General features: G+C 45.3%; 12 protein-coding genes. 4 read left to right on the top strand and 8 right to left on the bottom strand.

All coding sequences use genetic code 11. The features are described from left to right. Nucleotides 1-113: 113 nt before the first annotated feature. Entirely contained in the window at nucleotides 114-971 is an 858-nt protein-coding gene (gene folD / locus AB6F11_RS05840) for a bifunctional methylenetetrahydrofolate dehydrogenase/methenyltetrahydrofolate cyclohydrolase FolD (RefSeq protein WP_102393270.1), read from the top strand. 125 nt (nucleotides 972-1,096) lie between these two features. On the opposite strand, the gene AB6F11_RS05835 is transcribed toward folD, so the two are convergent. From AB6F11_RS05835 to AB6F11_RS05815, 5 genes are all read right to left on the bottom strand, one after another. Beyond that, a complete protein-coding gene (locus AB6F11_RS05835) occupies nucleotides 1,097-2,911 on the bottom strand; it encodes a sodium:proton antiporter (RefSeq protein ID WP_102393269.1) in 1,815 nt (604 codons plus the stop codon). A 164-nt stretch (nucleotides 2,912-3,075) separates the two neighbouring features. After that, a complete protein-coding gene (locus tag AB6F11_RS05830; protein ID WP_017070302.1) occupies nucleotides 3,076-4,275 on the bottom strand; it encodes a NupC/NupG family nucleoside CNT transporter in 1,200 nt (399 codons plus the stop codon). Nucleotides 4,276-4,480: 205 nt separating this feature from the next. After that, the gene (locus AB6F11_RS05825) at nucleotides 4,481-5,401 is read right to left on the bottom strand and encodes a LysR family transcriptional regulator (protein ID WP_017063421.1); all 921 of its coding nucleotides are present in this window, start codon (nucleotides 5,399-5,401) and stop codon (nucleotides 4,481-4,483) included. A 135-nt stretch (nucleotides 5,402-5,536) separates the two neighbouring features. Then, nucleotides 5,537-6,535, bottom strand: coding sequence for a lytic transglycosylase domain-containing protein (locus AB6F11_RS05820; protein WP_102393268.1), 999 nt, complete (start codon nucleotides 6,533-6,535; stop codon nucleotides 5,537-5,539). Between the two features lie 30 nt (nucleotides 6,536-6,565). Next, nucleotides 6,566-6,856, bottom strand: a complete 291-nt coding sequence (locus tag AB6F11_RS05815; protein WP_017062372.1) for a YcgL domain-containing protein — start codon at nucleotides 6,854-6,856, stop codon at nucleotides 6,566-6,568. Nucleotides 6,857-7,075: 219 nt separating this feature from the next. Between AB6F11_RS05815 and minC the strand changes: the two genes are divergently transcribed. From minC to minE, 3 genes are read left to right on the top strand one after another with little or no spacing between them, the layout of a single operon-like run. Continuing rightward, the gene (gene minC / locus AB6F11_RS05810; RefSeq protein ID WP_017063419.1) at nucleotides 7,076-7,738 is read left to right on the top strand and encodes a septum site-determining protein MinC; all 663 of its coding nucleotides are present in this window, start codon (nucleotides 7,076-7,078) and stop codon (nucleotides 7,736-7,738) included. 21 nt (nucleotides 7,739-7,759) lie between these two features. Further along, the gene (gene minD / locus AB6F11_RS05805; RefSeq protein WP_009848498.1) at nucleotides 7,760-8,572 is read left to right on the top strand and encodes a septum site-determining protein MinD; all 813 of its coding nucleotides are present in this window, start codon (nucleotides 7,760-7,762) and stop codon (nucleotides 8,570-8,572) included. Between the two features lie 6 nt (nucleotides 8,573-8,578). After that, nucleotides 8,579-8,842 carry a cell division topological specificity factor MinE gene (gene minE, locus AB6F11_RS05800; protein ID WP_010436847.1) on the top strand — a complete coding sequence of 88 codons (264 nt, stop codon included), beginning with the start codon at nucleotides 8,579-8,581 and terminating at the stop codon, nucleotides 8,840-8,842. A gap of 113 nt (nucleotides 8,843-8,955) precedes the next feature. On the opposite strand, the gene rnd is transcribed toward minE, so the two are convergent. The 3 genes from rnd to AB6F11_RS05785 form a co-directional block, all read right to left on the bottom strand. Beyond that, on the bottom strand, nucleotides 8,956-10,074 hold the full coding sequence (gene rnd, locus AB6F11_RS05795; RefSeq protein WP_102393286.1) for a ribonuclease D: 1,119 nt from the start codon (nucleotides 10,072-10,074) through the stop codon (nucleotides 8,956-8,958). Between the two features lie 140 nt (nucleotides 10,075-10,214). Further along, complete coding sequence (fadD, locus tag AB6F11_RS05790; RefSeq protein WP_102420208.1) at nucleotides 10,215-11,909, bottom strand: long-chain-fatty-acid--CoA ligase FadD; 1,695 nt, start codon at nucleotides 11,907-11,909, stop codon at nucleotides 10,215-10,217. A 106-nt stretch (nucleotides 11,910-12,015) separates the two neighbouring features. After that, nucleotides 12,016-12,972 (bottom strand): alpha/beta fold hydrolase, encoded by a 957-nt coding sequence (locus tag AB6F11_RS05785; protein ID WP_102393266.1) that lies wholly within the window; start codon nucleotides 12,970-12,972, stop codon nucleotides 12,016-12,018. Nucleotides 12,973-12,976: the final 4 nt, after the last annotated feature.

Below are 12,976 nucleotides of genomic sequence, written 5' to 3'. Positions count from 1 at the left end.
TGTTGGAAAATAGACCAAAGCAAACGTTTGCTTGATGGTAATCAAAAAGATTTTCTGGAATAATGCGCCAAAAACATCAGCCACTAACTTGAATATCAATACTAAGGAAATTCATGACTGCTCAAAATATTGATGGAAAGCTAATTTCTCAAACGGTTCGCTCCGAAGTTGCTGCACGTGTAAAAGCTCGTACTGAAGCTGGATTACGCGCTCCGGGCCTAGCGGTTGTTTTAGTGGGTGAAGACCCTGCTTCTCAGGTTTACGTTGGAAGTAAGCGTAAAGCGTGTGAAGAAGTTGGCTTCGTATCTAAATCTTACGACTTGCCAGCCACTGCGACAGAAGACGAATTGTTAACATTGGTAGACCAACTGAACGACGATCCAGAGATCGACGGTATTCTTGTTCAACTGCCTCTACCAGCAGGCATTGATAGCACTCACGTTCTTGAGCGTATCACGCCAGAAAAAGACGTTGATGGCTTCCACCCCTACAATGTCGGCCGTTTGGCTCAGCGCATGCCTAAGCTTCGCTCTTGCACGCCAAAAGGCATCATCACGCTGCTTGACCGTTACAACATCGACTTACGTGGTAAGCACGCGGTTGTGGTTGGCGCATCAAACATCGTAGGTCGCCCAATGACGCTAGAGCTTCTTCTAGCAGGTTGTACGACGACAACATGTCACCGCTTCACCAAAGACCTTGAAGGTCACGTGCGTCAAGCAGACATTGTTGTAGTTGCCGTTGGTAAACCTAACTTCATTCCTGGCGCTTGGATTAAGAAAGGCGCTGTTGTGGTCGATGTGGGTATCAACCGTTTGGAATCTGGCAAACTAGTGGGTGACGTTGAATACGACGTAGCGAAAGAAAGCGCAAGCTTCATCACACCTGTGCCGGGTGGTGTTGGCCCAATGACGGTGGCGAGCCTAATCGAGAACACCATGATCGCTTGTGAGCAATTTCACTCGAAGTAGTCCGCAGCGCATATAAATAAAATTAGAAAGCCGCAACGTGATGAACGTTGCGGCTTTTTGATGCTTTGGTACTTAGCTATTCGTTTTTACAACGGGGTGACTCGCTTTTGATGAAGTGCTCGTTGCTACTTATCTGGAGTCTCGACTTTTTCCGTCTGTTCAGAAGGCGGTAATAAACTAATAAGCTCACACTCCGTTGATATGAGTTTTTCCAACTCAGATCCTTGTGTAATTAAACGGAAATCACCGCCATTAATCACCCCAAGAGGAATGGCTTTAGGATACAAAGCGTTAAACTCTTTTAAATCAAATGCCTCGGTCAAACCTGTACTTTTAATTTGGCTACCCTGAGCCATCAACGAGTTAAGCTTAGAATAGGTGATCCCTTCCGAAAACAGACTTCTATTGCCATCGCGGCTCACTTGGTGCCTTTCATGTTTATTCTCTGAGGATTCAAGCTCAAACACCTTATTCTCACCAAACTCGTCTTGATAGTGCATGCTAACTAACGGGTTGGTTTGACGATAAGGCGACACGATCATCGCACGCCCTATTCCATCCAATTCCAGATTATTTTCAGCGTGGCTCGAAGCTGGGTTACCAAAATAAACATTCAAGTTTTCCATGCGCGCTAAGCGAATGCTTTCCCAGTTGGTATCGGCAAGCACACTGTTGATGTTGTGTGTCGCCAACACTTTGGCAAACTGGCGTGAAAACTGAGTCGCACCAAAGAAGATAACGCCTTGTGCCTTCTCTTGAGTGACCCCTAGCCTTCTCGCCCACCAACTCGCGGTAAGGCTCTGAATCACAACCGTACCGATGATGACCAAGAACACCATTGGCACCAGTAAATCTGCGCCTTCAATTAATTGCTTCTCTTGAAGTTTGATTGCAAACAGAGAAGAAACCGCGGCTGCAACGATCCCGCGAGGTGCCATCCAACTCAAAAACCATTTATCCGCCGAATTAAGATCCGTACCGATCCCGCTGATCCACACGCTTAACGGGCGAGCCACCAACATAACCACCGCTAGCAACCCAATACCGCCCCAACCTATCGAAAGGAAAGCCCCCGAATCGAGTCGACTGGCTAACAGAATAAACAACGCAGAAATAAGTAACACGGTCAGGGTTTCTTTGAATTCGATGATGTCTTCGATGTCCAAGCCCTTCACGTTGGCAAGCCAGATCCCCATGATGGTCACGGTTAATAAACCCGATTCTTCACTCAGATCATTAGAAAACGAGAACGCCGCCAACATTAGCGTCAGCACAGCCACATTACGTAAATAGTGCGGTACCCAATGCCCTTGCAGCATCTTGGCAATCAAATGGCCACCGATGATCCCTAAGCCTAAACCTATGACTAACGTCAGGCCCAGAGCTGACAGAACGTGTCCGGTAGGGTCGGCAGAAGAAACAATGTACTCGTAGACGAGAACCGCAAACAGAGCGCCAATCGGATCAATTACTATCCCTTCCCATCGCAAGATACTGCCTAACGAAGATTTAGGCTGAATACTGCGAAGCATGGGCACGATTACCGTAGGGCCAGTTACCACAACTAATGCACCAAACAGTGCGGCTAACGGCCAACTGAAGTCCACAAAGTAGTATGCCCCCACCACGATACACGCCCATGTAATCAACATGCCGAAACTCACGAGGTGAGTCACCATCCGGCCATGGCCTCTGATTTCTTTGAAATTTAGGGTCAATGCTCCTTCAAACAAGATGATGGCAACCCCTAAGGAGATCATAGGAAACAGCACATCACCGAAAATGGCATCGGGATTTAGAATATTCAGGCCGGGACCTAACAATAGGCCAACGATAAGGAGAGGGAGAATGGCGGGAAGACGTAAACGCCAGCCGAGCTGCTGACAAGCTAAAGACAAGAGTCCAATTAACGCCAAAGAAGAAGTAATCGACAAATCCATTTGTGCCCCTAAAAGGTTTGCACCACACCCTGTGGTACAAACTATTCAATGAAATAAGAAAGCCTACGTTCTTACACTATAGGCTCTCTTTTTCACGCTAACCGAATATTATTGTGATTAATCAGTCACTTTACTATAGGGGGAGTAAAGTCATGATCAGTTAACTATAGAGAAAGTACAACACCAGCAATAGCAGCACTCATTAGGTTAGCAAACACACCTGCACAAATTGCTTTGAAGCCATATTGTGAGATGAAAGAGCGACGCTCTGGAACTAAGCTACCCAAACCACCGATCAAAATTGCCATGGTAGAGATGTTAGCAAAGCCACATAGAGCAAAAGTTACGATCGCTTGAGAGTGCTCACTCAGTGCCTCTTTAGCATCCATTAGTTGGATGAAAGCCACGAACTCGTTCACGACAATCTTGTTACCGATCAATGAACCTGCAACCACAGCCTCAGACCACGGTACACCGATTAGCCATGCAACGGGTGCAAACACATAACCTAGGATAAGTTCGAAGCTTAGGTTTACGCCAAACCAGCCACCAACAATACCTAACAAGCCATTCAGCATTGCTATCACACTGATAAAGGCCAAAAGTGTCGCACCCACTGCAACGGCAATACGAAGTCCAGACATAGCCCCATCTGCCATTGCCTCAACTACGTTTGTTGCTCGTGGAATTTCAACGTCAGACTCAATATTTTCTTGAGCGTCATCTGCGCTACCTGGTACTAAGATCTTAGCCATCAATAGGCCAGCAGGTGCAGACATAAATGCAGCTGCGATCAGGTAATTTAGATCAACGCCAAGCGATGCGTAACCCACTAGCGTACCACCAGCGACAGAAGCCAAACCACACACCATCACAGCAAACAGTTGTGAATCCGTCATGTGCTTCAAGTAAGGCTTAACCACCAATGGAGCTTCAATCATGCCAACGAAAATGTTTGCAGTCGCAGACAGTGACTCCGCACGACCTGTGCCCAAGAACTTTTGTAGTGCGCCACCGATAAGGTTGATCACCTTTGGCATAAAGCCGATGTGGTACAAGCCTGAAATCAGTGCAGAGAAAAAGATAATGATGCCTAGAACGTTAATCGCGAAAACAAATCCGTTATTCGTTAGGCCACCAAATAGGAAGTTAATCCCCTCTTGACCGTAGTTGATCAAGCTAGATACCGCACCTGTGGCTGCATTCAACGCTTCTTTACCCATTGGTACATACAGAACCAACAGCGCGAATGAGATTTGTAATAAGAAAGCCAAAGAGACTGTTCTTAGTGGAATATTTTTTCTGTCCGTAGATAGTAACCAAGCGGCAACTAAAATAGTGATAATTCCAAGTAGGGAAGCCATGTGCGTCAACCTAAAAGTTGTAGGTAGGAAAGGCGACGCATTCTATAGAGGAAATCGTTTGCGGCAAGCTGAGGTTGTTAATGTGATGTTGGGGTAATCACGATTTAACTATGAGTATAATTAAGTTATTGAATTTTAATAATTAACTTTGATTAAAAAGCGTACTTTTTCCATATGGAAATTATATTTATAGATTAGGAAACAGTTAGCGATGCAGTTCAACGCAAGTTTTGAGGTTTTTGTCCCAATACGTCGGCGACCCGATATGATCTTTAATGAACTCAATCACTGCCGAAAGCTTCTTCGGCATATTCTTTCGGCTCGGGTAAACGGCATAGAATGGCATCAGCTGACTGGCTCTCCACTCTGGCAATACTTGAATGAGCTTGCCCGTTCTAAACTCTTCTTTCACTAAGTAAGTCGCCAAATAAGCAACGCCCCACCCTGATACTGCCGCGTCTCGTACTGCCTCAGCCAAATCGACTGAGTAATCGCCCGCGACTTTGACGCTGAGGTTTTCTTGCCCGTTGTCAAACGCCCACGATGTGTAATCTCGTTCACGGCTGCGATAGATAAGACAGTTATGGTCAATCAAATCGGAAGGTACATGTGGCGTCCCAGCCTTAATCAGATAATCCGGTGACGCAGCCACCACAAACTGACTGTCGGCTAATCGCTGCGCAATGTAACCTTCAGGCAAATCTTCATTGTTGGTGATCCAGAGATCCAAGCGCTCTTCAATCATGTCCACCTTATAGTCGAACAAGTGGACCTCGATTCTCAACTGAGGATAAAGCTGTCTGAGTTGATCAATCGCCGGAATGATATGGAGTGTGCCAAATGACTGCGACAAACCGACGCGTAGTATTCCAGAGATATCATCGCGCTGGCTGTCCATATCCATCTGAGCTGCTTTCACCGTGTTAAACAGCTGCTCACAATGTTGATAGAACACGTCTCCCGCTTCAGTGAGCGTTAAGCTTCGTGTTGTCCTTTGCACCAGCTTGATGCCTATAGAGTCTTCAAGCAAAGCGACTTGCTTACTGATATGGGACACCGAAACGTTCAAGCTTTTTGCAGCACTGGTAAAGCCTTCGTGCTTGATCAGCGCATGGAATATCACCATCTGTGCAGCTCTATCTGTTAGCACAAGATCACCTTATTAAATCTCTGAAATATAAAATCAAAAAGGACTCCGAAGAGTCCTTTAGTTCGTTCTGCCTATGGTAGGCCAAATGCTATTCAAAGCGACTTAGGTCTGTTAATCAAACTTAATTCTGTCGGCTAGATGGCTTACTGCCAAAGCAAAGTAGTAAGAACGATTCCACTTCATTAACACATTGTAGTTGTTGTAAATGAGGTACGAACGTCCGGTTTCATCATCCGGCATTATCAACCACGCTTGGATGTCTTCATCAAGCGTTGGTAGTGGGCGGTCGTCATAACGCTTAATACCGAGTTCAGACCACTCTTTTAGATATTTCGCTTTGTCTTCGTCTCGGCCTTGCATATCAATAGACACAGTTGATGGAACGTGTACCTGACGACCCCAAGTATATTTGTCCTCCCAGCCTGATTGGCTGAGATAGTTAGCCGCCGAAGCAAATACGTCTTCTTCTGTGCCCCAAATGTCTTTCTTACCGTCGCCGTTACCATCAGCGGCATACGCTAAGAATGAGCTTGGCATAAACTGAGGTTGACCCATCGCACCAGCCCAAGAGCCTTTCATCTCTTTTGGTGCAATATGGCCTTGATCAAGAATCTTCAATGCCGCCATCGCTTCGCTACGGAAGAAAGCTTCTCGGCGTCCTTCATAAGCCATGGTCGTTAGGGCGTCGATAACGCTGTAATTGCCCGTGAACTTACCAAAATTACTCTCAACGCCCCATAGCGCGACAATGAATCTTGGTTGAACACCATATTCATCACCAATACGCTTTAACGCGGTGTAATGCTCCTTGTAGAGTGACCTTGCTTGCTTCACTTTCCAATCTGGAACCGCTCGTGGAATGTATTCATCCAGAGTCAGTTTTTTCTCAGGTTGGTTTTTGTCGGCTTTTACCGCTCTTGGCTTAAACGTTACACCATCAAAGGCTTCATCAATGATCGCTTCAGAGATGCCTTCTTCACGGCCTTGTTGTTTTAGTTTTTCTACATATTGCTCGAAGCTCAGTTCTTCAGCTTGTACTGAACTTATGGTCAGGCTATTACCCAATAGTAATGCCGACACAGCCAATATGGTTTTCGAAAATTTACTCAACGATCACTCCTCCTTGAATTGAGGTGGCTATCACTCTTCGTCTTGAGATTTCTGTTGAGCTTTACGCTCTTTATGAAGCTCAAGTTCGTTAACTGGTGGTGGCGGAACCTGTAAAAAGAAACCATCGGTATTCAGTGATTCTTTCACTTTTTCGATGTTTACTTGAGCCAGTTTACGGCCATCCATTTTAATTACCATTACAAAACTAGGTTTACCAAACATTTGCATCAATGCGTCAGGAACTTGTGAAAAATCATCCTTCTTAGGGATATAAAGGTATGTTCCTTCTTTCTTTGAGCTTTTATATATAGAACACAGCATGACAAACCTTTTAATTGATTATGACTACAAAACTCTCACTTGCGAGATCAATAGTTTATGTTAGGGAAATATTAAGAACAAAACGTCCATTTGACAACAAGATTACTTGCTGTGCTTGGTTTGGGAATATAACATGATAAACCTAGTTTCAGGCAATGCCCTTTATTTTATTGATAAAGAAATTGTACTAATCCGCTATTGAGGTCCTGTAGTTTTTCGATGTCTAGTAACCCAGATCTAAAAGGTAGCAGCTTTACGCTATCTGTTTTGCACTTATCCGATGATCAAGTCGAAAATGCAGTCTCTTTTCTTCAAGAGAAAGTAGACCAAGCACCTACGTTTTTCGCTGCCGCACCTGTTGTTATCAACATCAGTAAAGTCGCGGGCGATATCGATTTTGTGCAACTTAAAAATGGTATATCTCAAGCGGGCATGATCCCGGTTGGTGTGGCAGGCTGTTCTGATAAGCGAATGCAAAACCTCGCTAAAGAAGCCGGTTTTGCAGTGATGACGGCAAGCAAGTCGCCATCTCAAGCTCCAGCGAAAATGGCACCAATCAAAGTGATTAGAACCCCTATTCGTTCTGGTCAGCAGGTTTATGCGAAAGATGGCGATCTATTGATACTCAGCCATGTGAGTGCAGGCGCGGAAGTGATTGCCGATGGCAGCATCCATATTCATGGCACTTTACGCGGCCGTGCGATTGCAGGTGCAAGTGGTCAAACTGAAGCAAAAATAATTTGTAATGACTTACAAGCCGAGCTGGTTTCCATTGCTGGAAATTACTGGCTCAGCGATCAAATTGAAAGCGAGTACTGGCAGAAGAAAACCATGTTCAGTATGGCAAACGATGTATTACACGTTGATGTCCTCGCAATATAAGAGAAATAAAAGGAAAACAGAATGGCACGCATTATCGTTGTAACGTCAGGTAAAGGCGGGGTAGGCAAAACGACCTCCAGTGCAGCTATTGCCTCGGGTCTGGCTTTAAAAGGAAAGAAAACCGCAGTTATCGACTTTGATATCGGTCTGCGTAACCTAGATTTAATCATGGGTTGTGAGCGTCGTGTTGTGTACGACTTCGTTAATGTTATCAATGGTGAAGCGACGCTGAACCAAGCTATGATCAAAGACAAGCGTACAGAAAACCTGTTCATTCTTCCTGCTTCTCAAACTCGTGATAAAGACGCACTAACAAAAGATGGCGTTCGTCGTGTGTTTGATGAATTGGATGAAATGGGCTTTGATTTCATCATCTGTGATTCTCCTGCGGGTATCGAGCAAGGCGCTCTGATGGCGTTGTACTTCGCTGATGAAGCGATTGTAACCACGAACCCAGAAGTCTCTTCAGTACGTGATTCAGACCGTATTCTAGGTATTCTTGACTCTAAATCTCGTCGTTCAGAAGACGGCTTGGAGCCAGTGAAAACACACCTTCTACTCACTCGCTACAATCCAGCACGCGTAACTCAAGGTGAGATGCTCAGTGTTGAAGACGTTGAAGAAATCCTGCACATCTCTCTACTGGGTGTAATTCCAGAGAGCCAGGCAGTACTGAACGCATCGAACAAGGGTGTGCCAGTTATCTTTGACGAAGCAACCGACGCAGGTATGGCTTACAATGATACTGTAGAGCGACTACTGGGTAGCCAAGTGGACTTCCGTTTCTTAACGGAACAGAAGAAAGGCATCTTCAAAAGACTGTTCGGGGGCTAATACGCAATGTCATTATTAGAGTTTTTTAGACCACAGAAAAAGACAACCGCAAACCTAGCCAAAGAACGTTTGCAGATCATTGTTGCTGAGCGACGCAGCCATGACGACCCTGCTCCATCATACTTACCGCAACTGAAAGAAGACATCTTGAAGTGTATTGCGAAGTACGTTGAAGTCGATCCATCAATGGTTGATCTGACGTTCGAACATAAAGATGACGACATCTCAGTATTAGAGTTGAACGTTAAGCTTCCAGAAGAAGATCGGTAATTAGAGCCTGAGCTGTGCTTATCAATATTCAATAAAAAAGAGAGCCTAGGCTCTCTTTTTTGTGTCTGAAACTTTTATCTCTAAAGCATTCGTTGTTTACTGCAGATATACAGTTACTTGATTGCTTTGTTTAACTTCTCGCCAACTACGTCTAGACGCCAACCTTGCATGACATCAGGTAGCTTCTCTGGGTTACGATCGTACTTCCAAATCCAGCTTAACACTTGGTTAAGTTGCTTCTTCGATGCCAAAAACTCGGTCGCTAAACCACTGTGTTGCGATGCTGTTTTCACTTCATCTTTCAGCACTTTGAAGAGTTGCTTGTAGCCAGGGAAGTCCATTAGACGTTCTACTGGTGCTGGGTACTCTTCTTCTGGTGTATGTTCCGCTAACTTTACGATTGAGCTGATCTTCGCACCATGGCGACGTACAGAGCGGTAATCAAAACCTTCCTGCTCCATATGCTTAGGATCTTTCATCGCGAAACGAGCCACTGCCCATAGGTCTTGTTCTTTAAAGACAAAGTTCAACGCTAAGTCACGCTTAATCGCTTCTTTTAAACGCCAAGTTGCTAGCGGTCTTAAAATCGCTAGCTGTTGAGGTTTTAGCTGCCACGCGCCTTTAATATCAAGGTAAGCGTTGTCTGGGTTTGCTTTACGGATGCGCTTAGCTACTTGTAAATCAGACTCTTGTTGCGCCGCTTCCCACCAGCCTGCTTCCATCACTTTTTCGAGAAGCTTGTTGTACATTGGCATCAAGTAGTGAACGTCTGCCGCTGCATAGTCGAGTTGCTTTTGAGAAAGCGGACGCGCTAGCCAGTCAGTACGAGATTCACTCTTATCTAGGTCAACACCTACAAACTCAGAAACTAGAGCCGCAAAGCCAGTTGAAAGACCATGACCTAAGAAGGCTGCCATGATCTGCGTATCAACCATTGGTGTTGGCGTACAGCCAAATGCGTTCTGGAATACTTCTAGATCTTCGCCACACGCATGTAACACTTTCAGTACTGACGTGTCTTTCAACAGCCCAACAAACGGGGTCATTTCATCAAGAGCAATAGGATCAATCAGTGACAGCGTTTCACCATCAAATAACTGAATTAAGCCTAATTGAGGGTAATAGGTTCTTGTACGAACGAACTCTGTATCAAGCATAACAACATCGGCTTCACGTGCTTGTTGGCAAACTCGCTCAAGGTCTTTAACTTGGGTAATGATTTGATAATCCACAAAACTCTCACTGATTTTACTTTGATCGCCGGATACAAAAATGCCGACATTAACTGTCGGCATTCTAACACCATTTTTCAGCGCTCGCTTAGATTAAGCGCCTGAATGGTTTCGGGGGCTAATTTCTCGCAAACCCGTGATTACTCGCTTGCGCGTTTGGCAAGCTCTGCGTCATTTTCTTCACGAAGCACTCTGCGCAAGATTTTGCCTACATTGGTTTTTGGTAGTTCTTCACGGAACTCAATCAATTTAGGGATCTTGTAGCCAGTTAGGTGTTCACGACAGTGCGCGATAATGTCTTCTTTGGTTAGGCTAGGGTCACGTTTCACAACGTAAATCTTAACCAGCTCACCAGACACCTCATGAGGTTGGCCGATAGCCGCAACTTCTAACACTTTGCCATGCAGAGCCACAACATCTTCAATCTCGTTCGGGTAAACGTTGAAGCCTGACACTAGAATCATGTCTTTCTTACGGTCTACGATGTACAACAAGCCTTCGTCATCAAACTTAACGATATCACCAGTCGATAACCAACCATCTTGGTCGATCACTTCTTTGGTCGCTTCTGGACGTTGCCAGTAGCCTTGCATCACTTGAGGACCACGAACCTGCAATTCACCCACTTGGTCATTACCAACCACTTTACCTTCATCATCAACAATACGAACTTCAGTTGATGGTACTGGTAGGCCGATTGCACCTGTGTAGTCTTTCAGATCGTATGGATTACCTGTGACCAAAGGAGCACATTCGGTTAAACCATAGCCTTCAAGTAGGTGGACACCTGTCGCTTTCTTCCATTGCTCAGCAACAGCGCGTTGAACCGCCATACCACCGCCAACAGATAAACGCATGTTACTGAAGTCCAATTCGTGGAAATCTTCGTTATTCACGAGCGCATTGAACAAGGTGTTTACGCCAGTAATCGCGGTAAACGGAACCTTTTGCAGCTCTTTAATAAAGCCAGGAATGTCACGAGGGTTAGTAATTAGAAGGTTACGACCACCCATCTCAACAAACAGTAAGCAGTTCACCGTCAGTGCAAATACGTGGTAAAGCGGTAATGCCGTTACAACCAACTCGCGGCCTTCTTGCAGAACAGGACCGTAAGCCCCTTTCGCTTGAAGTACGTTCGCAATCATATTGCGGTGCGTTAGGATTGCGCCCTTCGCTACACCTGTTGTACCACCAGTGTACTGTAGGAACGCGATGTCATCACCCGCCATGAACGGTTTCACATATTGAAGACGACGACCTTTGTGCAGCGCTTTTCTGAATGAGATAGCACCCGGCAGATCATACTTAGGCACCATGCCTTTTACGTATTTCACTACGAAGTCGACAATCGTACCTTTCGCTCGTGGCAGCATTTGCCCCAAGCTGGTTAGCACAACGTGTTTAACCGGAGTTTTATCAACGACTTTTTCTAGCGTGCTCGCAAAGTTAGAAACGATAACAATCGCCTTTGCGCCAGAGTCATTCAATTGATGTTCAAGTTCACGAGGCGTGTACAGTGGGTTGACGTTCACTGCAATCATACCTGCACGCAGTACACCAAAGAGTGCAATTGGGTATTGCAGCAGGTTTGGCATCATCAGCGCGACACGATCGCCTTTCTTCAGTTTTAGATCATTCTGCAGGTAAGCAGCAAAAGCACGACTGCGCTCTTCAAGCTTACGGAATGTCATGATAGACCCCATGTTCTCGAATGCTGGTTGGTCTGCGTACTTCTGTACTGACTGTTCGAACATTTCAATAAGAGATGGGTACTGATCTGGGTTGATCGTCTCTGGTACGTCACTTGGATAACGTGAAAGCCAAGGTTTGTCCACTATGTTACTCCTCGTTTATCAGCTGACGACTGCTTCGCCGCTTTTTATCATTGCGGTATTACAGCACAGCTTTAGTGCATGAGCACTAAAAGGCTCAAACACTTGTTTAAATTTTGTTAACTACACCAAGAATTAGCTCTGAAACTAGCTCTGGGCTCTCTAAATGGCAATGATGTCCGCCAGGAACAGTCTCTATATGCAGAGGACTATGCACTGATTTGTAGCGATTATGCTGCAAATGTCGGAATCCATCATTTCCTAAAACTATTAATTGAGGGCATTCAATAGCCGCCATGATCGCTTCAGCATGCGCTTGTGACATTCGATATAACGAGTCACATTTTAGGTTAGGGTCGCATCGCCATTGCCAAGAGTTATCAAACTCGGCACTACCTTGAGCTACAGTTGCTTGACTAAGAGCAACTTGATCTACAATTGCTTGTTCAAAAGCAGCTTGAGTAACAACAGTCCGATCAACATTACTTAGCTCAACGATTCCTCGTTCAACAATAGGAGCAATGAGTTCTGCTTTGATTTGATTGGCGTGAGCTCTCAGCTTAATAGCATCCTCAAGACTTGCCAGAGGACGTGAAGGCTTTCTTCGCTGTCGAAGACGACTGAGTACCCCATCTCTCAAACGAGAGACTGTTTCGTGGGGAGCTTCTGAAAGAGGTCCATGACCTTCAATTTGAATTAATCCTGACACCTTTTCAGGAAAGGCGGCACTATAGCAACTTGCGATCAATGCACCAAGTGAATGTCCTACCAGTACCAGTCTGTTTGGCGATAATTTAGTCACCAACTGATGCAAATCATCAATATAGTCGTGAAATGGGTAATAACTTCCCGGTTTATGCGACGAGAAACCGTGTCCGAAGAGATCGATAGCAACGAGGTGAGTATCTGGAGAAAGCTTGGCTATTTGCGGCATAACCTGAGTGAAACTTGCAGAATTATCTAGCCAACCATGAATAAAAACGACCGTCGTTGCGGTCGTTTTTGAGTTGCCAATCTGTTGTGTTGCAAGCGTCCCGCTCGCAAGGGAATATGACTTTTCAATCATTGAT

The organism is Vibrio sp. 10N.247.311.14, assembly GCF_041467715.1.
In the GTDB taxonomy this organism is placed as follows: domain Bacteria; phylum Pseudomonadota; class Gammaproteobacteria; order Enterobacterales; family Vibrionaceae; genus Vibrio; species Vibrio crassostreae_C.
The sequence above is the reverse complement of the archived record's forward strand: the minus strand, read 5'-3'. Positions and strand labels throughout refer to the sequence as shown.

Excerpts from the sequence above, each read along its gene's own strand:
- AB6F11_RS05830 (WP_017070302.1), bottom strand. The coding sequence starts at position 4,275 with ATGGCTTCCCTACTTGGAATTATCACTATTTTAGTTGCCGCTTGGTTA.
- AB6F11_RS05785 (WP_102393266.1), bottom strand. The coding sequence starts at position 12,972 with ATGATTGAAAAGTCATATTCCCTTGCGAGCGGGACGCTTGCAACACAA.
- minD (WP_009848498.1), top strand. The coding sequence starts at position 7,760 with ATGGCACGCATTATCGTTGTAACGTCAGGTAAAGGCGGGGTAGGCAAA.
- AB6F11_RS05835 (WP_102393269.1), bottom strand. The coding sequence starts at position 2,911 with ATGGATTTGTCGATTACTTCTTCTTTGGCGTTAATTGGACTCTTGTCT.
- folD (WP_102393270.1), top strand. The coding sequence starts at position 114 with ATGACTGCTCAAAATATTGATGGAAAGCTAATTTCTCAAACGGTTCGC.
- minE (WP_010436847.1), top strand. The coding sequence starts at position 8,579 with ATGTCATTATTAGAGTTTTTTAGACCACAGAAAAAGACAACCGCAAAC.
- minC (WP_017063419.1), top strand. The coding sequence starts at position 7,076 with ATGTCTAGTAACCCAGATCTAAAAGGTAGCAGCTTTACGCTATCTGTT.
- AB6F11_RS05825 (WP_017063421.1), bottom strand. The coding sequence starts at position 5,401 with ATGGTGATATTCCATGCGCTGATCAAGCACGAAGGCTTTACCAGTGCT.
- AB6F11_RS05815 (WP_017062372.1), bottom strand. The coding sequence starts at position 6,856 with ATGCTGTGTTCTATATATAAAAGCTCAAAGAAAGAAGGAACATACCTT.